The following is a 24,037-nucleotide window of genomic DNA, read 5'->3' as shown; positions in this document are numbered from 1 at the left end:
CTTTGGAAATGAAAAAGTGACTCTCGGATCGGGAATCGATCCTGGTGAGGGCACCGCGCAGTGCCCTGACCGGAAGCGACTCGGGGAGGCATGACGCCTCCCCTCTCTCATCAGTCGTTGACTGGCGTCAGCCAGCCCCACTTGTCTTCGGTCTGACCGGTGAACAGGCCGAAGAAGGCGTTTTGCAGCTGCTCGGTCACCGGGCCGCGGCAGCCAGCACCCACCTTCATCCGATCGACGGAACGCACCGGCGTCACCTCGGCCGCCGTGCCGGTCATGAAGATTTCGTCTGCCACATAGAGCGCCTCACGGGGCAGCGCCTGCTCGCGCACCTCGTAACCGAGATCGCGGGCCAGCGTCATGATGGTGTCACGGGTGATGCCGGGCAGGATGGCGGCGGTAGCGGGCGGGGTGAACAGCACACCGTTCTTCACCAGGAACAGGTTCTCCCCCGCCCCTTCGCTCAGGTAGCCGTTCACATCCAGCGCCAGCCCCTCGGCGAAGCCGTTGCGCTTGGCCTCGCGGCTGATCAGCTGGGAAGACAAATAGTTGCCGCCGGCCTTGGCGCCGGTGGGAATGGTGTTGGGAGCGAGCCGGTTCCAGGAGGTGACGCACACATCCACCCCGTTTTTCAGCCCCTCTTCCCCCAGATAGGCGCCCCACGGCAGGGCAGCCACCATCAGGTCGGCCTTGGCATCCAGCGGCGGATGCAACCCCAGCCCCACGTTGCCGACAAAGGCCAGCGGGCGCAGGTAGCCACTCCTCAGGCCGTTCTCGCGCACCACGGTGCGGCAGGCTTCATTCACTTCGGCCTCGCTGTAGGGGACGTCCATCCAGTAGATCTTGGCGGAGTCGAACAGGCGGCGGGTGTGCTCCTGCAGACGGAAGATGCAGGTGCCCTTGGGGGTGTCGTAGGCGCGCACCCCTTCGAACACCGAGGAGCCGTAGTGCAGGGCGTGGCTCATCACGTGCACCTGGGCATCCTGCCAAGGCACCAGTTTGCCGTTGAACCAGATGTATTGCGGGTGGGTGGCGGATTGGGAAGGCTGTGACATTGGCTTGGCTCCTTAAGCTCTGATCCGGGGTTGCTGTTCCAGTGCATCGACCCGGGAAACGTCCACCAGCTTCACCAGCTGGCTCCACAACTGCTGGATGGGACGCACCGACTCGACAGTAACCGTGATCCGCAGTTGTTGGCAATCCTGCTCCATGTTGAGGGCGCAGAGGTTGAAACCGCGGTGACGAACCACCCGCAGCACCCGCTCCATCACTTCGGGTCTGGGCTGGGCATGGATTTGCAAGGTATTGAACTGACTCATGGGCGTTGCTCCATCATCTGGTGGTTGGCGACTCCTGGCGGAACCAGGGGCCAGACGTTTTCTTCCTCTGAAATGGCCACATGCAGCAGGTAGGCACTCTCGCTTGCCAGCAGGCGATCGAGGGCGCCGGCTATCTGATCCTTGCATGTGATGGTTTCGCCGGGGATGCCGAAGGCGGCAGCCAGGGCGATGAAATCGGGGTTGTCGGAGAGGATGGTCTCGCTGTAGCGGCCGTCGAAGAACAGCTCCTGCCACTGGCGCACCATGCCGAGGCGCTGGTTGTCCAGCAGCACCATCTTCACCTTGAGCTGGGCACGGCGGATGGTGCCGAGCTCCTGCACGTTCATCATGAAAGAGCCATCGCCGCTCACCAGCACCACTTCATCCTCCGGGCGCGACATCTTGGCGCCGATGGCGGCGGGCAGGCCGAAGCCCATGGTGCCGAGACCAGCGCTGGAGAGGTGGTTGCGCGGGCTGGTGAAGCGCATGTGCTGGGCCACCCACATCTGGTGCTGACCCACGTCGCAGGCCACCACGCTGGTCTCCGGCAACCTGGCAGAGAGCTGCTTGAGCAGGGCCGGGGCATAGATGGGCTGACCGGGATGGTCGTAGCGAAAGGCATACTCGCGGGCCATGTTCGCGCAGTGCTCACGCCATGGGTCGATGGAGAGGGACATGGCGAGGCGCGGCAGCACCTGTTTCAGATCCTGAGTGATGCCCACCTCGGCGGCGCGGCGCTTGCCGAACTCGGCGGCGTCCACATCGAGGTGGATCACCTTGGCTTCGGGGGCGAACTCCTCCAGCTTGCCGGTCACTCGATCATCGAAACGGGCACCCACCACCAGCAGCAAGTCGCACTGCTGCACCGCATAGTTGGCCGCCTTGGTGCCGTGCATGCCGAGCATGCCAAGGTAAACGGGGCTGTCGGGGTCGAGTGCACCTATCCCCTTGAGGGTGGTGACCGCCGGCATGCCGGTGGCGGCGGCAAAGTCGCGCAGCTGCTGCTCGGCATTGGCCATGCCTACCCCGCCACCAACGTAGAGCACCGGGCGCTCGGCAACGGCCAACAGGGTATGGGCGGCCGTCAGTTCGGCCTGGCTCAGATGCTCGGGCTCAGCCACCGCAAACAGCGGACTCTGGGTTGGCACCTTGGCCAGTTGCACATCCTTGGGGAGATCGATCAGCACCGGGCCCGGGCGCCCTTCACTGGCGATGGCGAAGGCTTCGGCAATGACCTGCGGCAGATCGGCCACATCGGTCACCATGAAGGAGTGCTTGGTGCAGGAGAGGGACATGCCGAGCACGTCGACCTCCTGAAACGCATCGGTCCCGACGGCGGCGCAGGGCACCTGACCGCTGATGGCCACCAGCGGCACCGAATCGAGCAGCGCCTCCGCGAGGCCAGTTACCAGATTGGTAGCGCCGGGGCCGGAGGTGGCGATGCAGACCCCCACCTGACCGGAGGCGCGGGCATAACCCACCGCCGCCATGGCGGCACCCTGCTCGTGGCGGCAGAGCTGATGGGCCAGGCCACCGTCATACAGGGCATCGTAGACCGGCATGATGGCCCCGCCCGGGTAACCAAACACCTGAGTCACACCCTGTTGCTTGAGAGCCTGTACCAAAAACTGCGCGCCGTTCATCTGGAAAATCCTGTCCTGTGGTCGAAAAAAAACCCCCGAGCTGTGAGGCTCGGGGGTCGCTTGTTTCGTTCTGTCCGGTGGTGGGTCTATCCCTTGTTCCGTGCAGCTAAACGAGCCCCGAGCGGTGAGATAATAATCACCACTAGGACCACAATAATGCTGACGAAACGGGAGGCCATGTTCATAGTTACAACCGGAAATCCTGTGAAATTGGGCGGTTTTTACCGCGAATGGCTATTAGAACTAGCACGGTGATTTTTATTGGGCAAGCGTTTTTTGCCTGACAAGACTCTGATTTTGACTGAGTCCGAACGCGTCGATTGGAACAAAAAACTGATAAAAAACGGTTAACCAGCATATACATCAAACCAAGGACGGGATTTATGTCATTAGCTGTGGTTTATAGCCGTGCCAGCTTGGGTGTCGCGGCCCCGCAAGTGACGGTGGAGGTACACCTCTCCAACGGTTTGCCCGCCTTCAACATGGTGGGCCTGCCGGAAACCTCGGTGAAGGAGTCGCGGGATCGGGTGCGCAGCGCCCTGCTCAACGGCAATTTCGAGTTCCCGAGCAAACACATCACGGTCAATCTGGCCCCCGCCGATCTGCCCAAGGAGGGGGGCCGTTTCGATCTGGCCATCGCCATCGGCATTCTCGCCGCTTCCAAGCAGATACCCGCAAAATACCTGCTCGATCACGAATTTTTAGGCGAATTGGCCCTGACCGGCGAGATCCGTCCCGTGCTCGGGGTGCTGCCCGCCGTGCTCGCCTGCCGGGATGCGGGGCGCACCCTGCTGGTACCGCGGGAGAACGGTCCGGAGGCTTCCCTCATCCAAGACGCCGAAGTGCGCACCGCCCACCAGCTGCTGGCCGTCACCGCCTGGCTGGCAGGCCAGTACGAACTGCCACTACCGGATCCCCAGACCACGGAGGCCCTGCCCGATGTGCCGGATCTGCAGAACGTGATCGGCCAGTCCCAGGCCAAGCGAGCGCTGGAGATCGCCGCCGCCGGCAGCCACAACCTGCTGTTCATCGGCCCGCCCGGCACCGGCAAGAGCATGCTGGCCAGCCGCTTGCCCGGCATCTTGCCGCCGCTGAGCGAACAGGAGGCGCAGCAGACCGCCGCCATCCACTCCATCGGCGGCCTCACCCCGCGCGCCGGTCACTGGCACCATAGGCCCTACCGCACGCCGCACCACAGCGCCTCGGCAGTGGCGCTGGTGGGGGGTGGCAGTCACCCGCGGCCCGGTGAAATATCCCTGGCCCACAACGGGGTGCTGTTTCTGGATGAACTACCCGAGTTCGAGCGCAAGGTGCTCGACTCCCTGCGCGAGCCGCTGGAGACCGGCCATATCACCATCAGCCGGGCCGCCCGCCAGGTGGATTTTCCCGCCCGCTTCCAGCTGGTCGGCGCCATGAACCCCAGCCCTTGCGGCCACTATGGCGATGGCCAGACCCGCTCCAGCCCGGATCAGATCCTGCGCTACCTCGGCAAGCTCTCCGGCCCCTTTCTCGACCGCTTCGACCTGACGGTGGAGGTGCCACTGCTGCCCAAGGGCAGCCTGACCGGCAAGGCGGAGCGGGGAGAGTCGAGCCAGCAGATCCGCGAACGGGTGCTGTGGGCGCGGGAGCGCATGCTGAGCCGCAACGGCAAGCTCAACAACCTGCTTGATAGCCGTGAAATCGAAGAAATTTGCCGCTTGTCGCCGCAGGATGCCGAGTTTCTGGAGAACGCCATCCAGAAGCTGGGGCTCAGCATCCGGGCCTGGCACCGCATCCTGCGGGTGTCGCGCACCATAGCCGATCTGGCAGGACGGCAGGTCATCGAGAAGGAGCACCTGATCGAGGCGCTCGGCTACCGGGCCATGGACCGGCTGCTGTCGCGGCTGCGCAGCGGCTGATACGGGGCAGGAAGCGACCGCGATGGCCCCTTGCATGGTCTCGCGGGCCGTCGGCTGATATTATGGCCACAGATCTGACCACTTGATGGCCCCTTATCGACAGCAAGACGGACCCGACCCATGCCCAACAAGCTGATTGAGCGACTGCGCGGCAGCCTCTCGACCCTGCTCTATTTTCTCAACACCCTGTTCTGGTTTATCCCCATCCTCACGCTGGGCCTGCTCAAGCTGTTGCTGCCCCTCAAGGGCTGGCGCACCCTCTGCAACGCGCTGCTGGATGGCAGTGCCAGCTGCTGGATCGGTTTCAACAACCTGATCCAGAAAACCATCATCAGAACCCCTTTCGATGTGGTCGGAGTGGACAAAGGGCGCCGGAATGAGTGGTATATGGTGATTGCCAACCATCAATCCTGGGTCGACATACTGGTACTGCAGCGGATTTTTAATCAAAAAATCCCCTTCCTGAAGTTTTTCCTCAAGAAAGAACTGATTTGGGTACCTTTTCTCGGCCTGGCCTGGTGGGCACTGGATTTCCCCTTCATGCGGCGATATTCGCGCAAGTTGCTGGAAAAGAAGCCACATCTGAAGGGAAAAGACATAGAGACCACACGCCAGGCCTGTGCCAAGTTCCGCCATATTCCGGTGAGTGTGATGAACTTCGTGGAGGGCACCCGCTTCACCGCCCGCAAACACGACAAACAGGCAGCACCCTATCGCCACCTGCTGCACCCGCGGGCGGGCGGCATCGCCTTCACCCTGGCGGCCATGGGTGATCAGCTGCACAAGCTAGTGGATGTGACCATCGCCTATCCGGACGGCATCCCCAGTTACTGGGACTTTATGTGCGGTCGAGTCAAGGAGATCAAGGTTCGAGTCCGCTTTTTGCCGATCGAACGCAATCTGGTGGGGGATTACTTCAATGACCCCGAGTTCCAACAAGAGTTTCAACAGTGGCTGAACGGGATCTGGCACGAGAAAGACCAGACCCTGGATCAGCTGCTGGCGAACAAGACGCCCTCAACGACGCCATGCTAACCCTGCTCCCGGGTCCGCTGGTGCTGCTCATCAGCGCCGGCCTGACCATACTGTTTACCGCCCTGTGCGCCAGCCTGATCCTGCTGGTGTCACTGGCCAAGCTGCTACTGCCGATCCCGGCCTTTGGCCGTGCCTGCAGTCGCCTCAACAACCGTTTCATGCGCCTGTGGCTGGCCTGCAACGCCCTGGTGATCCGCCTCACCACCCGCATCGACTGGCAGGTGGAGGACGACACCCGGCTGCGCAAGGATGGCTGGTATCTGATCGTCAGCAACCACATGAGCTGGACCGATATCGTGGTGCTCGGCCACCTGTTCCGTGATCGGCTACCGGTGCCCAAGTTCTTCATGAAGCACGAGCTGATCTATATCCCGCTGCTGGGGCTGGCCTGCTGGGGGCTCGACATGCCCTTTATGCGTCGCTACTCACGGGAGTTTTTGCTGAGGAATCCGCATCTGCGCGGCAAAGACATCGAGACCACCCGCAACGCCTGCGAGAAGTTTCGCCACATCCCCACCACCGTTATCAACTTCGTGGAGGGGACCCGCTTCACCGAGGCGAAGCGCGACGCCTCCCGCTCCCGTTACCAGCACCTGATGTCGCCCAAGGCGGCAGGGCTGGCCTTCACTCTGGCGGCCATGGGAGAGCAGTTCGACAGCCTGATCAACGTCACCATCAGCTACCCGGACAACCCCGAAACCCCGTTCAAGGATTTCCTGATGGGGCGGATGAAGCGCATCCGGGTACGGATAGAGGAGCTGCCGGTGGATGAGCAGCTGGTGGGGGATTACTTCAACGACAAGCAGTTCAAACGCGGCTTCCAGCAGTGGCTGAACCAGCGCTGGCAGGAGAAGGACGCCGTTCTGGCGCAGTGGCAGGCGGCCGATGCAGCGGCTCAGGCCGAGCCGCAGGCAGCCAAGGCGAGCGCCGAGGCCAGCTCGGGCAGCTGATCCTCGCTGAACACCCGGATGCCGTGGCTGCGCAGCAGGGCCGTGGTCATGCCCTCGCCCGCCACAGAGACACCCTCGAAGCGGCCGTTATAGATGCGACCGCTGCCGCAGGAGGGGCTCCCCTCCTTCAGCAGGGCGAAGCGAATGCCCTGAGCCTGGCAGAGTTGCAGCGCCAGCCGGGCGCCGTGATCGAACTCTGCCGTCACATCCACTCCACCCTCGGTCACCACCCGCTCGCCCTGCCGTTCGGCAGGGGGGCGCGGGGTCGGCAGGCCGCCCGCCACCTCGGGGCAAAACGCCAGCGCTCGCCCTTCAGCCCCCAGCTCGCGCAGCCAGTCGCTGACGATCCCCTTGCTCTGACCGTCGTAGCGCACCGGCTGGCCCAGCAAGCAGGCGCTTACCAATACCTTGTGCACGCTGGCCTCACTCATGCTTTGCTCCCCCGCTGGCTAAAATCTGGGCCCTCGTCGCGCAACGAACATGGGCCCAGCAGGCACTCACCAATATCTTGTGTACACCTGCGCCACTCATGCTTCCGCTCCGTTCATCACCTGATCGAACATCACGCAGCAGGGGCTCTCCATCCGGTAGAGAATGGCGGGGCGCTGCTTGCCGGTGCGCTTGCGACCGGTATCCAGCAGGATGCCGGCACGGTGGATCCGCTTGCGAAAGGCCGCCGTGTTCATCGGCGTCTGCAGGATGATTTCGAAGGCCCGCTGCACCTCGGAGAGGGTGAACTCGGCCCCCAGCAGTTGCAGCGGCAAGGTGCTGTAGCGGCTCTTGATCCGCAGCCGCTCCAGCCCCCGGGCGATCAGCTGGGTGTGGTCGAAGGCGAGGCTGAGCCCTGGCAGGTCACAGAGCGGGTGCCAGCAGCCGTGCACGGCTTCGACCTCGGAGTCCACCAGGCAGAGATAGACCAGGGTGGTGGACCAGCCACGGGGATCCCGCTCCAGATTGCCGAGGGTGCAGACCTGCTCGCTGTAGCAGTGGCCCAGCCCCCACTCGGTCAGCAGGCGATGGCGAGCCGCGTCCAGATCCCGATCCCGGGTCTCGTCGATGCGCAGCGCCGGCAGTTGCCAGCAGCGGGCAAAGGGCGGGCGATCGCGGGTCTCAAGCAGCAGCTCGAGCCGCTCCTCGTTCAACCGCAGCACCACCATATCCAGACTCATTCTCAACATGCCGATCGCCCTGCTCGCCTTCGATTAATGTTTGGTAGATAATATCACACGAATAGTATGTGCAGGAGCCACTCTATGGGAACCGTCGCCAGCCTGGATATTGATGCGCAGAAGGGCTTTACCCCCCTCTGCCCGAACGAACTGCCCGTCGCGGGCGGGGATGATATTGTGGCTGCGCTCAACGCTCAGGCCACCCTCGCCAGCCTGCGGATCGGCAGCAAGGATTCGCATCCCGCCAACGCCGCCTGGGCCGTCAGCGATCCCGCCGGCATGTTGCTGCCGCTGGATTTGCCCAACGCCGACCTTACCTGGCCGGTACACTGCGTGCCGGGTACCCGCGGCTTCGAACTGCTCGACGGCCTGCCGGCCCCGGTCGATTACGACTTCTTCGTCTGGAAGGGGGTCGAGCCGGATCTGCACCCCTACGGCACCTGCTTCCACGATCTGGCCGAGCGCCGCAGCACCGGACTCATCGAGTTTCTGCACGCTCGTGGCGTCACTACCGTACTGGCCGGCGGCCTTGCCACCGACTACTGCGTCAAGACCAGCGTGCTGCAGCTGCGCCGCGCCGGTTTCCGGGTGATAGTCCATCTCGATGCCTGTCGTGGCATCGCCCCCGAGACGGTTGCCAGCGCCCATACCCAGATGATCGAGGCCGGCGCCGAACTCGCCCAGAGCCTGATCGATGTACAACGCCTGCTGGACGCCTGATATGCCCCTCATTCTCATCAGCCTGCCCGATACCGGCGTCTGCAATCTACAAAAGCGGCAGGGGAGCGCTCTTGCGTTCACCCGCCTGCGGGGAGTCTGATATGCCACCCATACTCAACAGCCTGCTCGATACAGATGCTTACAAGCTGCACATGCAGCAGGCGGTGTTCCATCGCTATCCGGATGCCGAGGTGGTGGCCGAGTTCCACAGCCGCAACGAAGAGGATCTGCTGCCCATGATGGGCCAGATCGAGGAGCAGCTGCACCTTGCCGGCTCATTGCGGCTGACCAGGCCCGAGCTCAACTTCCTGGCCGAGCGCCCCTTCTTTACCGCCGATTATCTGGATCACCTGCGCCGCAAGCCGCTGGATGCCTCCCTGCTCAAGGTGTTCGAGCAGGATGGTCGCATCAACGTGCGGGTCGAGGGCCCCTGGCAGGACGTGATCCTGTGGGAAATCCCGGTGCTCGCCATCATCAGCGAGATGCGCAACCGCTTCCGTTACCCCCAGTTTGGCGTCAGTCAGGCGCTGGAGCGGCTCGATCAGAAGATCGACAAGCTGGAGCGGGAGCTGAGCCGGGAAGAGATGAACGAGTTCAACCTCATCGACTTCGGCACCCGACGCCGTTTCTCCCTCGCGGTGCAGGATGCGGTGGTGGGTCGTCTCAAGGAGCGGCTGCCGGCGTTTCGCGGCACCAGCAACTACCTGCTGGCCCAGAAATATGGCCTGCCGGCGGTGGGTACCCAGGCCCACGAGTGGTTCCAGGCCCACCAGCAGCTCGGCTTCCCGCTCGAACACAGCCAGCGGGCCGCCCTCACCAGCTGGCTGGATGAATTCACCAATCACCTCGGCATCGCGCTCACCGACTGCATCACCATGGATGCCTTCCTGCGCGACTTCGACTTCGAGCTGGCCAGCCGCTACCAGGGCTTGCGCCACGACTCCGGCGATCCCGTGGTGTGGGGCGAGAAGGCCATCAGCCACTATCAGCGGCTCGGCATCGACCCCACCGAGAAGACGCTGGTGTTCTCCGATGGCCTCAACCTCGACAAGGCGGTCGAGTTGTTCCGTCACTTCCGTGGTCGCATCAACACCAGCTTCGGCATCGGCACCAAGCTCACCTGCGATCTGCCCGGCGTCAACCCGATGAACATCGTGTTCAAGCTGATGGAGTGCAACGGCGGCCCGGTCGCCAAGATCTCCGACAGCCCCGGCAAGACCCTGTGCCGGGATGCGGACTTCATCCGCAACCTCAAGCAGGCGTTCCACGTCGGGGTCTGACCTCGGCCAATCTGATGGCAAACAAAAAGCCCGCCGGTTTGCACCGGCGGGCTTTTTTCATCGGGTCTGGCGGGATCAGTCTTTCTTGGCCAGCAGGAATTTCACCAGCTGGTTGAACTGCTCCTGGGAAGTAATGGATTCGATCTTCACCATGTACTTGCCATTGACCAGGAAGGCCGGCACACCGCGGATGTTGTAGCTCTCGGTGTTGCGGTCAAACTGGGAGACCATGCCGGAGACGGCGAAGCTGTCGACGGCACCGTCGAACTCCTCGGCCGGCACGCCGTTGTCCACGAAGATCTGCTTCACGTCGGTACGGCTCTGCGGGTACTGACGCTGGGTGTGGATCTTGTCGAAGATGGCCGGGGTCAGCTTGCCTTCAACGTTCAGCAGGCTGGCAACGGCGTAGGCACGCTGCATCTCTGGACCCATCTCGCGGCCCAGGAAGGCCACCGGGTTTTTCTTCATCGGCACGCCTTCCGGCAGGTTCTTCTTCAGATCCTCGGCAATCGGCTCGAACTTGGCGCAGTGGGGGCAGTAGTAGGAGAAGAACTCCAGCACTTCCGGTTGGGCGCTACCGGTCTGTTTGACCACATCGTAGTTGACGCCTTCCTTGAATTCGGGGGCGGCGTGAACCATGGGGATCATCAGCATGGCAGCAAGGAAAAATAGTACTTTTTTCATGACGTTTCCTGTTAAGGGATCACTGTGAGGCACGCCCGGCGAACCGAAGCAGTGCCAAGCCTATTGCGTCACCACTGCGCAGTCAATGGTCAAGCTGGGTGCGCGAGTCCCGTCTGCCGCCCGCTCTCTTTCCCTCATCACCAGCCCGGCGTCAGCGTCAGGGGCGGTGCCTTGAGCGCTTCCAGCTGGTCGTGCAGGGTCGCTATCTGCTGGCGCCAGTAGTGATCGGTGTTGAACCAGGGGAAGTGGCGCGGGAAGGCGGGGTCTTCCCAGCGCCGGGCCAGCCAGGCCATGTAGTGGACGATGCGCATGGCCCGCAGCGGCTCGATCAGCGCCAGCTCGCGCGGGTCGAACTCCATGAACTCCTCATAGCCCGCCAGCAAGGTATCGAGCTGGATCAGCTGCTCGTGCCGCTCGCCGCTCAGCATCATCCAGAGATCCTGAATCGCGGGGCCGCTGCGACAGTCATCGAGATCGACGAACATGGGGCCGTCGCGCCAGAGGATGTTGCCCGGGTGACAATCGCCATGCAGGGAGATCTGGGCCACGTCCAGGGTCATGGCGTCACTGACATGCTTGATCAGCTCGTCCAGTACCCCAAAGAAGGACTTGGCCAACCCGCTCGGCAACCACTCGCCGGACGCCAGCAGCTGACGCGGCTCGTGCAGCATGCTCTCCACATCGAGCCGGACTCGGTGGTGGAAGGGGCGGCTGGCACCTATCTGGTGGATGCGGCCGAGATAGCGCCCCACCCACTCCAGCTGGTCGAGGTTGTCCACCTCGAACTGACGCCCCCCCACGCTCTGCCAGATGGCGAAGGGGTAGCCCTGATGCTCCAGCAGGGTCTCACCGGCAAAGGCGATGGGAGCGGCAACCGGGATCTCCGCCTCATTGAGGCGGGCGGCGAAGTCGTGCTCTTCGAGGATCTGGGCCCGGCTCCAGCGACCGGGACGGTAGAACTTCACCACGTAGCGGCGACGATCTTCATCCTGAAACTGGTAGACCCGGTTTTCGTAGCTGTTGAGTTCGATGAGACCGGAGTCGATACGCAGGCCGCTGAGGTCCAGCGCATCCATGATGAGATCGGGATTGAGGTCGGAATAGTTGAAACGCATGTCATCCACCATGAGAAAGGGGCGCCGTTGCGCCCCATTCTATCACTACTGCTTATCATTGCCGCGCCCGATGACCGGCTAAAACCGGCCATGGCGACGGCGGTCACAGCCGGCTGATGAACTTGCTGGGCTGGCGCAGGATCCCCTTGCTGTCGTCCGCGGCCGCCCCTTCGCGTTTGAGCACGAAGCGGATGTCCAAGGTCGGCTTCTTCAGGTTGAAGGGATCCACCGCCACGCTCACCGGCAGGGTGAAGATCTCGCCCGCCTTCAGAGTCACCTCGCGCGGGCCGAACCATTCGTGCTCCGGCAGCCCCTCCACATCCAGCTGATAGGTCTGGGGATGTAGGGTCTTGTTGAGGATCTTGAGGGTGTAGGTGTTCTCGATGAGCCCCTCGCTGTTCTCGCGGAACAGCTGGTTGCGATCCCGCAGGATATCGAGCCCCATCGGCATGATGGACATGGCGTTGTAGACGAACACCCCCAGCATCACCGCCATCACCAGGCCGTAACCAATCAGCTTGGGCCGCGCCACGTGGGTGGAGTCGTTTGCCAGCTTGTGCTCGGTGGTGTAGCTGATGAGCCCCTTCGGATAACCCATCCGCTCCATGGTCTGATCGCAGGCATCGACGCAGGCACCGCAGTTGATGCACTCGTACTGCAGGCCGTCGCGGATGTCGATGCCGGTCGGGCAGACCTGCACGCAGAGGTCGCAGTCGATGCAGTCCCCCAGCCCCAGCGCCTTGGGATCGGCCTTACGGGCACGGGCGCCACGGGTTTCACCGCGCTTGGCGTCATAGCCGACGATGAAGGTGTCCTTGTCGAACATGGCGGACTGGAAGCGAGCATACGGGCACATGTGAATGCACATGATGGCGCGCATCCAGCCGGCGTTGCCGTAGGTACAAGCGGCGAACAGCACCACCCAGAAGATGACCCAGCCGCTGGCCTGCAGGGTGAAGAAGTCCGGCACCAGCTGGAACACATCCTGGAAGTAGGCGACGAAGGTGAGGCCGGTACCCAGCGACAGCAGGATCCAGGCCAGATGCTTGGCCCCCTTGCGGGCCAGCTTCTCGGCGTTCCAGGGCGAGGCATCCAGCTTGCGGCGCTTGTTGGCCGCCCCTTCCAGCTTCTCTTCGAACCAGATGAACATGAAGGTCCACACCGTCTGCGGGCAGAGGTAGCCGCACCAGACCCGGCCAAGGAAGGTGGTCACGAAGAAGAGCCCGAAGGCGGCGATCATGAAGATCCAGGCCAGCAGGGTCAGGTCCTGCGGCCAGATGGTGGCACCGAAGATGTGGAACTGCTGGTGACCGATGTCGAACAGCACGGCCTGGCGACCGTCATAGCGCAACCAGGGAATGGCGACGAAGAGCACCACGAAGAACCAGCCCATGGCCTTGCGCACCCGCTGCCAGTAGCCGGTCTGGGCCCTCACGTAGATGCGGTTGCCGGGATTGAACCTGTCATCGCTCGCTTTGAAGGTATTGGGGTTGTATGTCCCCGTTACATCGCCGGTGACATCCTTGATATCGATCTTGTCCTGGTCGGCCATTGCAACACTTCGCTCCACTCATTAATTGTTATGGAGCGGATTATATCTTAAACAGCCTGCTAATTGTGTGGGTAAAATGTATCTAATGTTCGAGTGGCGTCGCAATTTCAAGCAACAAAAAAGACGTATCGCCAGTTGACGAAACGCCTTTTTGAGAGATTCTTTTGAACACCAATAAAGGCTCCAGCTGGAGCAATCTTTACTTGATGCCGCGGGCCTTGAGCAGGGCTTCCTTGAAGTCGGGCACGTGATCCTTGGCCAGGCCGGGGATCATCGCCTGCTTGTCGGATTCTCGCATCTTGAGGTGATAGATCAGCATGTCGTCGGTCAGCTCGGACAGAGGACCTTCAAATCCCGCTTCCTCGGCCAGTTTGGCAACAAACTGCACCAGGCTGAGATCCTGTTCCTTGATCCAGGCAGGCTGCAACAACTCCAGCAGCTCTTCGATACGATGACATTGCATAGACGACCTCTTTAATCTGTCTTGTGAAACTCAGGCAACCTTACCCATCAAGGCTACTTCGATACGATCCCGCCCATTATGCTTGGCCTGGTAGAGGGCCGCATCCGCTTTTTGAATCAGCTCGCTGATGGAGAGGCTCTGATCCGGCACCAGGGTCGCCACCCCGAAGCTGCAACTGACCCGCCCGGACACCAGGGATTTCTGATGGGGAATGCTCAAATCCTTCAGCGCCACCCGCACGTTCTCGGCGATCTGCAGCGCCCCCTGCATGCTGGTACAGGGCAGCAGCAGGGCGAACTCCTCGCCGCCGTAGCGAGCGGCGAGATCGTCCTCGCGCCGCTGCACTTCCGCCAGCAGACCCGCCACCTGCTGCAGGCACTCGTCCCCCAGCTGATGGCCGTACAGGTCGTTGAATTGCTTGAAGTAGTCCACATCCACCAGCACCAGCGACAGCGGCGCCCGGGCCCGGTGACAGCGACGCCAGGCGCGCTCGAGGCAGTAGTCGAGGTGGGCCCGGTTGGCGATGCCGGTCAGTCCGTCCAGCCGGGAGGTGAGCTTGAGGTGCTCGGAGACCGCCTTCAGCTCGGCCACCAGATCGGCGTTGGAGAAACGGTGATAAAGCGAGGCCACCTGATCCCGCCGCAGGCGGCGCAGCAGGGTAGGTAGGAAGACGAACAGGTAGCCCGCCAGCATGCAGGAGACGATCCGCTCCTGCTCGTTGCCCGCCCCCAGCTCGAACAGCATGGCCAGCCCGAGCGGCAAGACGGCGCCGTAAAGCGAGCGGCGGCTGCCGAACAGCATGATGGCGCTGCCGGTGAGAATGAGGCTGGAGAGCATCATCATGGCGGCCCGGTAGGTGTCGGGCAGCTTGTCCATGTAGAGCAACACGCCCAGCGCCCAGATGATGGAGGTGATGGTGGCTCCGATGAAGAGCTCGCGCTCCAGCACCGGCAGCGGGATCTGCGCCAGCCTGGGCTGACGCCAGCGCAGGTGCCAGCCTCGGCAGATCAGCAGCAGCAACACCCCGGCCAGCCAGCCGAGCGCTTCGGCGGCGGGCAGGTAGTCGTGGAACAGCAGGCTCCAGCCAAGCGCCAGCAGACCCAGGCAAGGCAGGCTGAATGAGGCGTGGGTATAGAGCTGGGCCATGATGGCCTGCTTCACCTGACGTGTCACACTCTGGGTCAACTGCGTACTCCCTGTACAAGAGCCGCACAGTCTACCACTACCCCTTCGGAGCCAACAATAAAACGTCCGTTATTAAGCGGTTAGTCAGTCGATGATGCCAGGCCCAACCTGCCGGCAGAGACGGTTCAGCCGCGCTCCAGCTCGTCGAGGATCGGGCACTCGGGGTTTTCATCCCCGTGGCAGCAGCCGACCAGCCCCTCGAGGGAGCTGAGCATGGCCTGCAAGCCGGCGATGCGGGCGCGCAGATCGACGATCTTCTCCTGCGCCAGCTTCTTCACCTGGGCGCTGGTTCTGTGCTCGTCCCGATAGAGTGCCAGCAGCTCCTGGCACTCCTCCAGATTGAAACCGGTCTCCCGCGCCCGCTTGACGAAGCGCAGCTCGCGCAGCGCCCCCTCGGTGTAACTGCGGTAGCCGTTGTCGCTGCGGACCGGCGCCGAGATGAGGCCGATGCTCTCGTAGTAGCGAATGGTCTTGGCGGTCAGTCCCGTCGCCTTGGCTACCTTGCTGATGTTCATGGATGACTCCTTAACGGTTCGATTCTGTGCTGACATGGTGGCTGACCTGGGCAAGTGCCCGCGGCTGCCAACGCTTCAATAACAGGGAATTGCTCAAGACTGTGATGCTGCTCAATGCCATGGCCGCCCCCGCCAACTCGGGGCTGAGGTAACCCAGCGCCGCCAGCGGAATGCCGATGATGTTGAACACAAAGGCCCAGAACAGGTTCTGCTGGATGGTGCGCCAGGTGGCCGCCGAGATGTCGATGGCATCAGCCACCAGCCGCGGGTCGGATCGCATCAGGGTGATGGAGGCGGTCTCCATCGCCACGTCGGAGCCGGAGCCCATGGCGATGCCCACATCCGCCGCCGCCAGTGCCGGGGCGTCGTTCACCCCATCCCCCACCATGGCCACCAGCCCGCGGGTTTGTGCCCGCAGCGCCGCGACCTTCTCCACCTTGCCGGCTGGCAGGACGGAGTCGAAGGCCCCATCCAGCCCCAGCTTGGCGGCGATATGGGCCACCGGCGCCGGCGCATCACCGCTCACCAGCCAGCTGGCGATGCCGCGCTGGCGCAGGGTGGCGATGGCATCCGGGCTCTCGGGGCGCAGGGTATCGGCCAGCGCGGCTATGCCGGCCACCACGCCGTCGATGGCCACCCAGACCCGGGTCGCGCCGTCGGCGGCTTGTTCATCCTGTTGTGGCGGTTCAATACCGAGCTGGGCCAGCAAAGAACCATTGCCGATGGCGACCGTGTGGCCGGCGACCTGACCGACAATACCGGCACCGACCCGCACTTCCACCGCCTCCGGCTGGGGCAGCATGGCCTCCTTGCCGACTGCCTCGCGCATGGCCAGCGCCAGCGGGTGTTCGCTCGCCTGCTGCAGGGCGGCGGCGAGGCGCAGTTGCTCGTCGTCGCCGCTCCAGCTGGCCAGCACCGGCCGGCCCTGGGTCAGGGTACCGGTCTTGTCGAAGATCAGCGCCTTGATGGCGTGGGCCTTCTGCAGGGTATCGACATCCTTGATCAGAATGCCGTGGCGCGCCGCCACCCCGGTACCGGTGACGATGGCCGCCGGCGTCGCCAACCCCAGCGCACAGGGACAGGCGATCACCAGCACGGCCACCGCCGCCAGCAGCGCCTGACCGAAGTCGTTGCTGATGGCGTACCACACCAGCAGGGTGAACAGGGCGATGGCCATCACCACCGGCACGAACACGGCAGAGACCTTGTCCACCAGCTGCTGCAGCGGCGCCTTGCCCATCTGGGCGTTTTCCACCAGTGCGATGATCTTGCTGAGGCTGGAGTCCTCCCCCACCGTGGTGGCCTCAATCTCCAGCACGCCGGAGCGGTTGATGGCTCCGCCCAGCACCTTGTCACCCTCGCCGCGCGGTACCGGCAGGCTCTCGCCGGTGAGGATCGACTCATCCAGCTCGCTCTCGCCGCTCACGATTCTGCCATCCACCGGCACCCTCTCACCCACCAGTACCCGCAACCGATCGCCGCGCAGCACCTCGTCGATGGCGACGCTCTGCCAGCTCTCGCCACGCCAGACGGTAGCGGTTTCCGGCCGCAGCGCCATCAGTTCGCGAATGGCGGACTGGGTGCTGCGTCTGGCCCGAGCCTCCAGCAACTTGCCGAGGGAAATCAGGGTGATGATGATGGCGCTTGCCTCGAAATAGAGCTGGCCGCTGGCGGCCATCCCCAGGTTGAGCAGCAGATAGAGGCTGTAGAAGTAGGCAGCACTGGTACCGGTTGCCACCAGCACATCCATGTTGGCGGAGCGGTTCTTGATGGCGAGCCAGGCACCACGATAGAAGCGGGCCCCGATCCAGAACTGCACCGGGGTGGCGAGCACCAGCTCCAGCCAGGCGGGCAGATGCCAGGGCAGCAGACCGGCCATGGCCAGCATGCCCGCCAGCAGCGGCAGGGTCAGCAGGGCCGAGACGATGACCCGGGTTTGCGCCTGACGGGCGCTGGCGGCCTCCTGCGCTTCCCGCTCCAGCAACTGCTGACGGCGACCGCTGGCCGAGCCCTGCGCCAGCTGGGCGCCAAAGCCGAGCGCCTCGATCTGCTCGCGCAGGCCAGCGGGCGTCTGTATCCCGGGGACCAGCACGATACGGGCCTGCTCGATGGAGAAGTTGACGTCGGCGGAGATGACGCCAGGCAGCGCCGCCAGCATCTTGTTCAGGCGGGCCGAGCAACCGGCACAGGTCATGCCGGTGATCTGAAACAGTATGGTCTCGCTGCCGTAGTCGTAACCCTGCGCCTTGATGCTCTCCAGCACCGCTGGCAAACGGTCGGGGCTGGCCAGGTCGATGGCGGCTTGCTCCAGTGCGAAGTTGACGGTGGCCGATACCCCGTCGAGCTTGTTGAGGGCGGTCGTGATGCGGCCGGCGCAGTTGGCGCAGCTCATGCCGCTGAGCGGCAACTGCAGATGAATAGGTGATTGAAGATGAGTGGTCATGTTGTTCCTCCCCGGAACCAGTCGGCCAGAATGAGCACCGACCAACAAACCCTAACCTTTACTGTAAGGGTAAGCTCAAGCCACCTGACTCACTTTTTGCAGATGAAAAAACGGCGCCCGTTTGCTGCCAGAGAGCCAACGGGCGCCGCCTTCAACTATTGCGCGGTGTGAACTGCGACTCAGATACCGTACTGGGCGCGATAGGCCTTCATGGCAGCCAGTTGCGCCGCCAGCTCTGGCTGCTCGGCCTGCTTCTCTTCCAGATAGGCAATCAGGTCACTCATCTGAATGATGGCGATGATGTGGGCGCCGTAGTCACGCTCCACTTCCTGAATGGCGGAGAGCTCGCCCTTGCCCTTCTCCTGACGGTCCAGCGCGATCAGCACGCCGGCCAGCGAGGCGCCGTTGGCCTGGATCAGATCCATGGATTCGCGGATGGCGGTACCGGCAGTGATGACGTCGTCCACCAGCATGATGCGCCCCTTGAGCGGGTTGCCCACCAGATTGCCGCCCTCGCCGTGATCCTTGGCCTCCTTGCGGTTGAAGCACCAGGGCACGTCCACGTCGTGCTGCTCCACCAGTTGCACTGCGGTGGCGGAGGCGATGGGGATCCCCTTGTAGGCCGGGCCAAACAGCACATCAAACTCGATACCGGCATCCATCAGCGCGGCGGCATAGAAGCGGCCGAGACGGGCCAGATCGCGGCCACTGTTGAACAGACCGGCGTTGAAGAAGTAGGGGCTTTTACGACCGGATTTCAGGGTAAATTCACCGAATTTGAGGACCTGCTTCTCCAGGGCGAACTCGATAAATTGACGCTGGTAGGCTTTCATTCTGGCTCCTTGCTTGGCTTGTCGTTTACTTTCGTGGGGTATAAAAAAACGCGGTCAATGCCGCGTTTTTAAAATCATGCAAGTGACTGCTTCTGCAGCGCAATGATGTCGGCGATGCCGCCCTTGGCGAGCGCCAGCATCTCCAGCAGCTCTTCGTGGGTGAAGGGTTCGGCCTCCGCGGTGCCCTGCACCTCGATGATGCGACCATCTTCGGTCATCACCACGTTCATGTCGGTCTCGGCGGCGGAGTCTTCGATGTACTCCAGATCGCAGATGGCTTCCCCTTCATACATACCGACGGAGACGGCGGCGATCATCTGCTTGAGCGGGCTCTGCTTGAGCATGCCCTTCTCGACCATCCAGTTCAGCGCGTCGACCAGCGCCACGCAGGCACCGGTAATGGCGGCGGTGCGGGTGCCACCGTCGGCCTGCAGCACATCGCAGTCAACTGTGATGGAGTGCTCGCCCAGCGCGGTCAGGTCTACCGCAGCGCGCAGGGAGCGGGCGATCAGCCGGGAGATCTCCAGGGTGCGGCCACTCTGCTTGCCGGAGGCCGCTTCGCGGTTCATCCGGGAGTGGGTGGAGCGCGGCAGCATGCCGTACTCGGCAGTGACCCAGCCCTGATTCTTCCCTTTCAGGAAGCGCGGAACACTGGTGTCGACGCTGGCGGTGCAGAGCACGCGGGTGTTGCCGAATTCCACCAGCACGGACCCTTCAGCATGCTTGGTGAAGTGGCGGGTAATGGTGACCGGACGAAGCTGCGCGGCAGTACGATCGCTGGGACGTGACATGAGACGGACCTCTGGGCTGGCTGAATTGGCGCAGGAGTATAAGTGATCCCAGCCCAAATATCAGCCGCTAAAACCACGCTGTCGGCTGACGGAGCAGGGCTGGCTGAGTATACTGGCACCACACTTCATCAAGCCCGGAACAATCAATGATTCACAGCATGACCGCCTACGCCCGCAAGGAACTCAAGGGCGACTGGGGCACAGCCGTTTGGGAAATTCGTTCGGTCAACCAGCGCTATCTGGAGACCTACATTCGCCTGCCGGAACAACTGCGCAGCCTGGAGCCGGTTCTGCGTGAGCGCTTCCGCGCCAAGCTGCAGCGCGGCAAGGTGGAATGCAACCTGCGCTTTGAGGCCGCGCAAGCCGCTGCCAGCCAGCTGCACATCAATGAAGAGCTGGCTAGGCTCATCATCGACAGCGCCAACTGGGTGATGAAAGAGGCGGGCCAGGGCCAGCTCAACCCGGTCGACGTGCTGCGCTGGCCGGGCGTGATGGCTGCCGCCGAGCAGGACATGGATGCGGTCGCCACCGAGCTGCTCGGCGGATTTGACCTGACCATGGAAGATTTTCTCGCCTCCCGTGCCAGCGAAGGGGCCAACCTCAAGGCCCTGATCGAACAGCGTCTGGCCGGCATTCAGGTAGAAGTGAAGAAGGTGCGCGTGCACCTGCCGCAGATCATCGAGTGGCAGCGCCAGAAGCTCACCGACCGGCTGGCCGAAGCCAAGGTGGAGCTGGATCCGGCCCGCATCGAGCAGGAGATCGTGCTGCTGGCCCAGAAGATCGACGTGGCCGAAGAGCTGGATCGCCTGGAGATGCACATCAGCGAGACCAACAAGATCATGAAGAAGGGTGGCGCCTGTGGCCGTCGTCTCGACTTCATGATGCAGGAGTTCAACCGCGAGTCGAACACGCTGGGCTCCAAGTCCATCAACGCCGAGGTGACCCAGTCTGCCGTCGAGTTGAAGGTGCTCATCGAGCAGATGCGCGAGCAAATTCAGAACATCGAGTAATCGATACAAGAAGCCCGTCAACGACGGGCTTCTTTCATTTGACGACGTGCCCGGTTGGCGGCCTGCGCCAGATCGGATTTTCACGTTGCACCGACAGCATCTGACTCACTTGTGCGGTATGCTGTCACGCTGACGATCAACCATGACCTCTGTTGAGGCCTGCCTTATGAAATACCTTGTAGTTCAAACCAAACAGATAGGGGATGTACTGATCTCCACCGCGCTGTGCAACAACCTCAAGCAGAATGACCCAAGCGGCGAGGTTCACTATCTGGTCATGGATTATTGCGCGGGTATGGCGCAGGGCAATCCCAATATCGATCGGCTCATCATCATCGAGAAGGCCAGGCGCAACCAGTGGCGCTACATGAAGGATCTGCTGCTGGCCATTCGCCGCGAGCGCTACGACGTGGTGGTCAACAGCCAGGGCCAGATGATCGGCCTGCTTAGCTGCCTCTTCTCCGGTGCCCGCCTGCGCATCGGCTTTGACTCCTTCCCCTGGCGGCTCGGCCACAACCGTATCGTGCGTTTTCGCAAGGACACCGAATTCCAGGGCAACAGCACCCTGGTTGACGACCGCTTCTCGCTGCTCAAGCCGCTCAAGCTGGCCAGCGAGGATCGCAACTACTACCTCTGGCTGAGTGTAGAAGAGAAGCAACAAGGCAAGGATGCCCTGCTGGCCGCCGGCGTCGACCTGAGCCGCCCGCTGATCGCCATGGGCGTCAACTCGCTCGGGCACTACAAGCGCTGGCCCATCGACTGCTTCGCCAAGGTCGCCCAGTGGCTGATCGAGCAACACGACGCCCAGATCCTGATCTACTGCGGGCCGGGGGAAGAGGAGTACAACCGCGGCCTGAAACCGCTGCTGCCCGCCGCCCTGCAAGCCAGCGTCTTCGACCACATCAAGACCCGCTCGGTACGGGAACTGGTGGGGCTGTTCGCCCACTGCCGGCTGTTTGTCGGCAATGACACCGGCCCCCGTCACATGGCGCAGGCCATCGACCTGCCCCTGCTGACCATAGTGGCTCCCGGTGGCGACAAGATCATCGCCAACCCGGTCAACCACCCCCGTTATCAGGCCATCGATGTGTTCGATGCCAAGGAACCCGATTTCCAGCTGCCGCAAAACGCGGAAAAGGACTTCATCGACGAAGCCCTGCTGCGCGCCATCACTCCCGAGCTGGTGATTGAACGGCTGACAGCGCTGCCTGGTTGGCAAGCAGCCACGCCCTGAAGGTACGCTCGAACTCGGCCAGATCGAGGGAGTTGATATCCTGCTCCCAGGTATTGGTCGAGAACAGCACGGTGGCTGACGGGGAGTTGGGGTGCCACTCCAGGAAGTTCTCGTTGCCACCCCCTATGTCCGGGTTGTAGAGGCCAAGAATGGGCTTGTGCAACCCGGCGGCGATGTGCACCGTCGCCGTGTCCACCGAGATCAGCCCCTGACACTGGCGCAACTGGGCGAACAACCCGGCCAGCGAGGGTGCATCCGGTGACAGCAGCAGGCGCTCCGGTCGGCTCAAGCCGGCCCGGATCCCGGCCACCTCCTCCTCCATACCCGGTGGATAGAGCAGGCAGATGGCGCAAGATCCAGCCGCCAGCATCTGCTCAAGCATCTGGCTGATAAGCTCGGGCCGCAGGCGGCGAGAGCTACCGCTGCCGTAAGGGTTGAAACAGAGTACCGGCTCTGCCGGCCACCAGCTGGCCAGCGCATCGGGCGGGCTCATGGTCGGGACTATGTATTGCTGGTCCGGATTGCTCACGCCAAGTCGCTGCAACAGCAGGGCGAACTTGTCGGAGAAGTGCATGCCGCTGGAGGCCTTGCCCAGCTTGAGGTTGACCGCCTGCAAGGCGTCGTCCATGCCGGCAACCCAATCCGCCCTCACCTGACTGATAAAGTAGATGTCCTTCATTTTCAGCATCTTGCCAAAGTGCACCAGACACTCCACCTCCCCCAGCGAGTGCGCCAGGCGCTTGAGCTGGCCATAGCCAGGCCGCTTGGGCACCTCTATCACCTTGTCCATGCCGAAATGATCGCGAAACAGGGGAGCCATGGCCGCAGTCGTGACGATCCACACTTCCCGCTCCGGGCTGGCGCGCTTGATTTCGCGGGCCACCCAGGATGAGACGATGGCATCGCCCAGCTTGGCATCCCAGCGCAGCAACACTATCTTCCCCTTGCGCTCATGCTGCGGGGCCGGCCGCTTGCGATCGAACAGCAGTTGTCCCAGCTTGCGGCGAAGAATGTCACGCTGGAGTTGCAGATCGTTGATTAATGACATGAATCCACCAGAAGGGCCGTTGAGTTGGAAAAAGGATGATAACAGCCTGATGCGACTAGAGCGCCATCAGGGCATCGACCTGGCGGCTGATCTCCGCCGGTGACAGGGCCGCCAGCTTGTCCGTGGTCGAGCGCAGGATGATATTGCGACCCGCCAGCGGAATGAAGGCATCGCGCCAGCGCTCGTTGTTCATCAACACCAGGGTGGGCACCCCGAAGGAAGAGGAGATATGGATGATGGAGGTATCGGTCGAGATGACCCCTCGCGCATCCTTGATGATCTTGGCGGCATCGAGAATGGTGTCAGGAAACAGCACTCTCATGTCCTGCCGCGGGCACGCCACGGGCTGCCTGGAGAATACCAGGTAGGAGATCCCCTGGTAGGTCGGCAGCTGGGCCAGGATCCCGTCGATCTGTGCCTCCGTCATCGAGTTGCCGACCTGGCTGCCCGTCAGGTTGACCAGCAGATAGCGGCCATATGCGCCGGTATCGAGCTGCTCGTTGCAAGGCGATGGTACTGTGGCCGGCACGCCAGCTGCATCACCAGCCACGCTGAGCATGCGATAGACGAAGTGAGCCCTGACTGGGAGTGACGACACTATGGTGGCCTTCTGGTTGAACAGCGGCAGCAACTTCTGCTGCCCTTCGCTCTTGAAGCGCAGGGGCAGCGACTGCAAGCGCCCGTTGGCCAGCAACAGCAACTTGGCCATGGCGATATCGTCGGGCTCGTCAAACAGATTGATCACCAGGTCATACTGCCGTTGCCTGAGTTCACGCAGCTTGCACCACATGCTCGCCGGCCACAGGGTGTCGTTCAGGGTGAGCACGTGACACTCATCGATCCCGGCGACCGACGCCGCCAGCAGCTGGTTGCGCTGGCTGCACACCAGCTCGAGGCGCGCGGCGGGGTAGATCTCCCTGAGCCGGGCAATGGCGGGCAGGGTGAGAATGAAATCGCCGATGGCGTCATAACCTACCACCAGCACCCGCTTCACCTCCGCCCCGGCGGGGCATGGGGCGGCGTCAGGCGCTCTGCCGATCAGCCATCTGGCAATGGAGTGGGTAAGCAACTTCTTGAGATTCATGGGTTATCCAGCTTGTATGGCCAGCAGCGTCGGCAAAGCTGGCGAGGCAGCCGACCAACAACCGCC

At 62.7% G+C, this 24,037-nt stretch carries 23 protein-coding genes; 7 read left to right on the top strand and 16 right to left on the bottom strand.

Annotation, left to right across the window (positions count from 1 at the left end):
• Positions 1-110: 110 nt before the first annotated feature.
• Genes PG881_RS09770 through ilvG form a run of 3 tightly spaced genes read right to left on the bottom strand, consistent with a single transcriptional unit; the run spans position 111 to position 2,962 of the window.
• Positions 111-1,055 (bottom strand): branched-chain amino acid transaminase, encoded by a 945-nt coding sequence (locus PG881_RS09770; protein ID WP_270799616.1) that lies wholly within the window; start codon positions 1,053-1,055, stop codon positions 111-113.
• A gap of 12 nt (positions 1,056-1,067) precedes the next feature.
• Positions 1,068-1,319, bottom strand: coding sequence for an acetolactate synthase 2 small subunit (gene ilvM, locus PG881_RS09765; RefSeq protein ID WP_005306810.1), 252 nt, complete (start codon positions 1,317-1,319; stop codon positions 1,068-1,070).
• Positions 1,316-2,962 carry an acetolactate synthase 2 catalytic subunit gene (ilvG, locus tag PG881_RS09760; RefSeq protein ID WP_270799613.1) on the bottom strand — a complete coding sequence of 549 codons (1,647 nt, stop codon included), beginning with the start codon at positions 2,960-2,962 and terminating at the stop codon, positions 1,316-1,318. Before ilvG ends, ilvM begins: the two co-directional genes overlap by 4 nt.
• 383 nt (positions 2,963-3,345) lie before the next feature.
• Here ilvG and PG881_RS09755 point away from each other — a divergent pair, with 383 nt between their 5' ends.
• The 3 genes from PG881_RS09755 to PG881_RS09745 all read left to right on the top strand — a co-directional run bounded on the left by PG881_RS09755 (position 3,346) and on the right by PG881_RS09745 (position 6,845).
• On the top strand, positions 3,346-4,860 hold the full coding sequence (locus PG881_RS09755) for a YifB family Mg chelatase-like AAA ATPase (protein ID WP_270799611.1): 1,515 nt from the start codon (positions 3,346-3,348) through the stop codon (positions 4,858-4,860).
• A 120-nt stretch (positions 4,861-4,980) separates the two neighbouring features.
• Positions 4,981-5,895: an acyltransferase gene (locus tag PG881_RS09750; protein WP_270799608.1), complete on the top strand. Its 915-nt coding sequence runs from the start codon at positions 4,981-4,983 to the stop codon at positions 5,893-5,895.
• Positions 5,889-6,845, top strand: a complete 957-nt coding sequence (locus tag PG881_RS09745; protein ID WP_016352357.1) for an acyltransferase — start codon at positions 5,889-5,891, stop codon at positions 6,843-6,845. Before PG881_RS09750 ends, PG881_RS09745 begins: the two co-directional genes overlap by 7 nt.
• Here the strand turns inward: PG881_RS09745 and PG881_RS09740 are convergent.
• Both PG881_RS09740 and PG881_RS09735 read right to left on the bottom strand, forming a co-directional pair.
• A complete protein-coding gene (locus tag PG881_RS09740; RefSeq protein WP_270799606.1) occupies positions 6,791-7,276 on the bottom strand; it encodes a DUF523 domain-containing protein in 486 nt (161 codons plus the stop codon). The two genes, PG881_RS09745 and PG881_RS09740, sit on opposite strands and share 55 nt — an antisense overlap.
• Before the next feature lie 96 nt (positions 7,277-7,372).
• A complete protein-coding gene (locus PG881_RS09735) occupies positions 7,373-8,023 on the bottom strand; it encodes an NUDIX hydrolase (protein WP_270799603.1) in 651 nt (216 codons plus the stop codon).
• Between the two features lie 75 nt (positions 8,024-8,098).
• Between PG881_RS09735 and PG881_RS09730 the strand changes: the two genes are divergently transcribed.
• On the top strand, positions 8,099-8,734 hold the full coding sequence (locus tag PG881_RS09730) for a nicotinamidase (RefSeq protein WP_011707867.1): 636 nt from the start codon (positions 8,099-8,101) through the stop codon (positions 8,732-8,734).
• A gap of 101 nt (positions 8,735-8,835) precedes the next feature.
• Positions 8,836-10,014: a nicotinate phosphoribosyltransferase gene (pncB, locus tag PG881_RS09725; RefSeq protein ID WP_270799601.1), complete on the top strand. Its 1,179-nt coding sequence runs from the start codon at positions 8,836-8,838 to the stop codon at positions 10,012-10,014.
• A gap of 75 nt (positions 10,015-10,089) precedes the next feature.
• Here the strand turns inward: pncB and PG881_RS09720 are convergent, their stop codons facing one another.
• From PG881_RS09720 to rph, 9 genes are all read right to left on the bottom strand, one after another.
• Entirely contained in the window at positions 10,090-10,698 is a 609-nt protein-coding gene (locus PG881_RS09720; protein ID WP_043126077.1) for a thiol:disulfide interchange protein DsbA/DsbL, read from the bottom strand.
• Between the two features lie 137 nt (positions 10,699-10,835).
• Positions 10,836-11,825, bottom strand: coding sequence for a serine/threonine protein kinase (locus tag PG881_RS09715; protein WP_017409685.1), 990 nt, complete (start codon positions 11,823-11,825; stop codon positions 10,836-10,838).
• A gap of 91 nt (positions 11,826-11,916) precedes the next feature.
• Entirely contained in the window at positions 11,917-13,365 is a 1,449-nt protein-coding gene (ccoG, locus tag PG881_RS09710; RefSeq protein ID WP_016352365.1) for a cytochrome c oxidase accessory protein CcoG, read from the bottom strand.
• A 199-nt stretch (positions 13,366-13,564) separates the two neighbouring features.
• Positions 13,565-13,828 (bottom strand): YihD family protein, encoded by a 264-nt coding sequence (locus tag PG881_RS09705; RefSeq protein WP_005306857.1) that lies wholly within the window; start codon positions 13,826-13,828, stop codon positions 13,565-13,567.
• A gap of 30 nt (positions 13,829-13,858) precedes the next feature.
• Complete coding sequence (locus PG881_RS09700) at positions 13,859-15,013, bottom strand: GGDEF domain-containing protein (RefSeq protein WP_270799596.1); 1,155 nt, start codon at positions 15,011-15,013, stop codon at positions 13,859-13,861.
• Positions 15,014-15,138: 125 nt separating this feature from the next.
• Positions 15,139-15,528: a Cu(I)-responsive transcriptional regulator gene (cueR, locus tag PG881_RS09695; RefSeq protein WP_010635698.1), complete on the bottom strand. Its 390-nt coding sequence runs from the start codon at positions 15,526-15,528 to the stop codon at positions 15,139-15,141.
• Positions 15,529-15,538: 10 nt separating this feature from the next.
• Positions 15,539-17,971, bottom strand: a complete 2,433-nt coding sequence (locus PG881_RS09690) for a heavy metal translocating P-type ATPase (protein ID WP_270799594.1) — start codon at positions 17,969-17,971, stop codon at positions 15,539-15,541.
• A 179-nt stretch (positions 17,972-18,150) separates the two neighbouring features.
• The gene (gene pyrE / locus PG881_RS09685) at positions 18,151-18,804 is read right to left on the bottom strand and encodes an orotate phosphoribosyltransferase (protein WP_270799592.1); all 654 of its coding nucleotides are present in this window, start codon (positions 18,802-18,804) and stop codon (positions 18,151-18,153) included.
• A gap of 74 nt (positions 18,805-18,878) precedes the next feature.
• Positions 18,879-19,595, bottom strand: coding sequence for a ribonuclease PH (gene rph / locus PG881_RS09680; RefSeq protein WP_039213069.1), 717 nt, complete (start codon positions 19,593-19,595; stop codon positions 18,879-18,881).
• A gap of 146 nt (positions 19,596-19,741) precedes the next feature.
• On the opposite strand from rph, the gene PG881_RS09675 reads away from it, so the two are divergent.
• Positions 19,742-20,605, top strand: a complete 864-nt coding sequence (locus PG881_RS09675; RefSeq protein ID WP_042067209.1) for a YicC/YloC family endoribonuclease — start codon at positions 19,742-19,744, stop codon at positions 20,603-20,605.
• A 166-nt stretch (positions 20,606-20,771) separates the two neighbouring features.
• On the top strand, positions 20,772-21,839 hold the full coding sequence (locus PG881_RS09670; RefSeq protein WP_270799587.1) for a glycosyltransferase family 9 protein: 1,068 nt from the start codon (positions 20,772-20,774) through the stop codon (positions 21,837-21,839).
• Here the strand turns inward: PG881_RS09670 and PG881_RS09665 are convergent.
• Together PG881_RS09665 and PG881_RS09660 are read right to left on the bottom strand one after the other, a co-directional pair.
• Positions 21,775-22,887 carry a glycosyltransferase family 9 protein gene (locus PG881_RS09665; RefSeq protein ID WP_270799585.1) on the bottom strand — a complete coding sequence of 371 codons (1,113 nt, stop codon included), beginning with the start codon at positions 22,885-22,887 and terminating at the stop codon, positions 21,775-21,777. The genes PG881_RS09670 and PG881_RS09665 overlap by 65 nt on opposite strands.
• Before the next feature lie 55 nt (positions 22,888-22,942).
• Positions 22,943-23,971, bottom strand: a complete 1,029-nt coding sequence (locus PG881_RS09660) for a glycosyltransferase family 9 protein (RefSeq protein WP_270799583.1) — start codon at positions 23,969-23,971, stop codon at positions 22,943-22,945.
• Between the last annotated feature and the right edge of the window lie 66 nt (positions 23,972-24,037).

This window comes from Aeromonas sp. QDB54 (assembly GCF_027707385.1).
In the GTDB taxonomy this organism is placed as follows: domain Bacteria; phylum Pseudomonadota; class Gammaproteobacteria; order Enterobacterales; family Aeromonadaceae; genus Aeromonas; species Aeromonas hydrophila.
The sequence above is the reverse complement of the archived record's forward strand: the minus strand, read 5'-3'. Positions and strand labels throughout refer to the sequence as shown.

What these genes read in the sequence shown, in the direction of transcription:
- ilvG (WP_270799613.1), bottom strand. Translation starts at nt 2,962, where the DNA reads ATGAACGGCGCGCAGTTTTTGGTACAGGCTCTCAAGCAACAGGGTGTG.
- PG881_RS09750 (WP_270799608.1), top strand. Translation starts at nt 4,981, where the DNA reads ATGCCCAACAAGCTGATTGAGCGACTGCGCGGCAGCCTCTCGACCCTG.
- PG881_RS09730 (WP_011707867.1), top strand. Translation starts at nt 8,099, where the DNA reads ATGGGAACCGTCGCCAGCCTGGATATTGATGCGCAGAAGGGCTTTACC.
- PG881_RS09675 (WP_042067209.1), top strand. Translation starts at nt 19,742, where the DNA reads ATGATTCACAGCATGACCGCCTACGCCCGCAAGGAACTCAAGGGCGAC.
- pyrE (WP_270799592.1), bottom strand. Translation starts at nt 18,804, where the DNA reads ATGAAAGCCTACCAGCGTCAATTTATCGAGTTCGCCCTGGAGAAGCAG.
- PG881_RS09735 (WP_270799603.1), bottom strand. Translation starts at nt 8,023, where the DNA reads ATGTTGAGAATGAGTCTGGATATGGTGGTGCTGCGGTTGAACGAGGAG.
- PG881_RS09660 (WP_270799583.1), bottom strand. Translation starts at nt 23,971, where the DNA reads ATGAATCTCAAGAAGTTGCTTACCCACTCCATTGCCAGATGGCTGATC.
- PG881_RS09745 (WP_016352357.1), top strand. Translation starts at nt 5,889, where the DNA reads ATGCTAACCCTGCTCCCGGGTCCGCTGGTGCTGCTCATCAGCGCCGGC.
- PG881_RS09770 (WP_270799616.1), bottom strand. Translation starts at nt 1,055, where the DNA reads ATGTCACAGCCTTCCCAATCCGCCACCCACCCGCAATACATCTGGTTC.
- PG881_RS09705 (WP_005306857.1), bottom strand. Translation starts at nt 13,828, where the DNA reads ATGCAATGTCATCGTATCGAAGAGCTGCTGGAGTTGTTGCAGCCTGCC.
- ilvM (WP_005306810.1), bottom strand. Translation starts at nt 1,319, where the DNA reads ATGAGTCAGTTCAATACCTTGCAAATCCATGCCCAGCCCAGACCCGAA.
- ccoG (WP_016352365.1), bottom strand. Translation starts at nt 13,365, where the DNA reads ATGGCCGACCAGGACAAGATCGATATCAAGGATGTCACCGGCGATGTA.
- PG881_RS09690 (WP_270799594.1), bottom strand. Translation starts at nt 17,971, where the DNA reads ATGACCACTCATCTTCAATCACCTATTCATCTGCAGTTGCCGCTCAGC.
- PG881_RS09670 (WP_270799587.1), top strand. Translation starts at nt 20,772, where the DNA reads ATGAAATACCTTGTAGTTCAAACCAAACAGATAGGGGATGTACTGATC.
- cueR (WP_010635698.1), bottom strand. Translation starts at nt 15,528, where the DNA reads ATGAACATCAGCAAGGTAGCCAAGGCGACGGGACTGACCGCCAAGACC.
- pncB (WP_270799601.1), top strand. Translation starts at nt 8,836, where the DNA reads ATGCCACCCATACTCAACAGCCTGCTCGATACAGATGCTTACAAGCTG.
- rph (WP_039213069.1), bottom strand. Translation starts at nt 19,595, where the DNA reads ATGTCACGTCCCAGCGATCGTACTGCCGCGCAGCTTCGTCCGGTCACC.
- PG881_RS09740 (WP_270799606.1), bottom strand. Translation starts at nt 7,276, where the DNA reads ATGAGTGAGGCCAGCGTGCACAAGGTATTGGTAAGCGCCTGCTTGCTG.
- PG881_RS09720 (WP_043126077.1), bottom strand. Translation starts at nt 10,698, where the DNA reads ATGAAAAAAGTACTATTTTTCCTTGCTGCCATGCTGATGATCCCCATG.
- PG881_RS09665 (WP_270799585.1), bottom strand. Translation starts at nt 22,887, where the DNA reads ATGTCATTAATCAACGATCTGCAACTCCAGCGTGACATTCTTCGCCGC.
- PG881_RS09715 (WP_017409685.1), bottom strand. Translation starts at nt 11,825, where the DNA reads ATGGTGGATGACATGCGTTTCAACTATTCCGACCTCAATCCCGATCTC.
- PG881_RS09755 (WP_270799611.1), top strand. Translation starts at nt 3,346, where the DNA reads ATGTCATTAGCTGTGGTTTATAGCCGTGCCAGCTTGGGTGTCGCGGCC.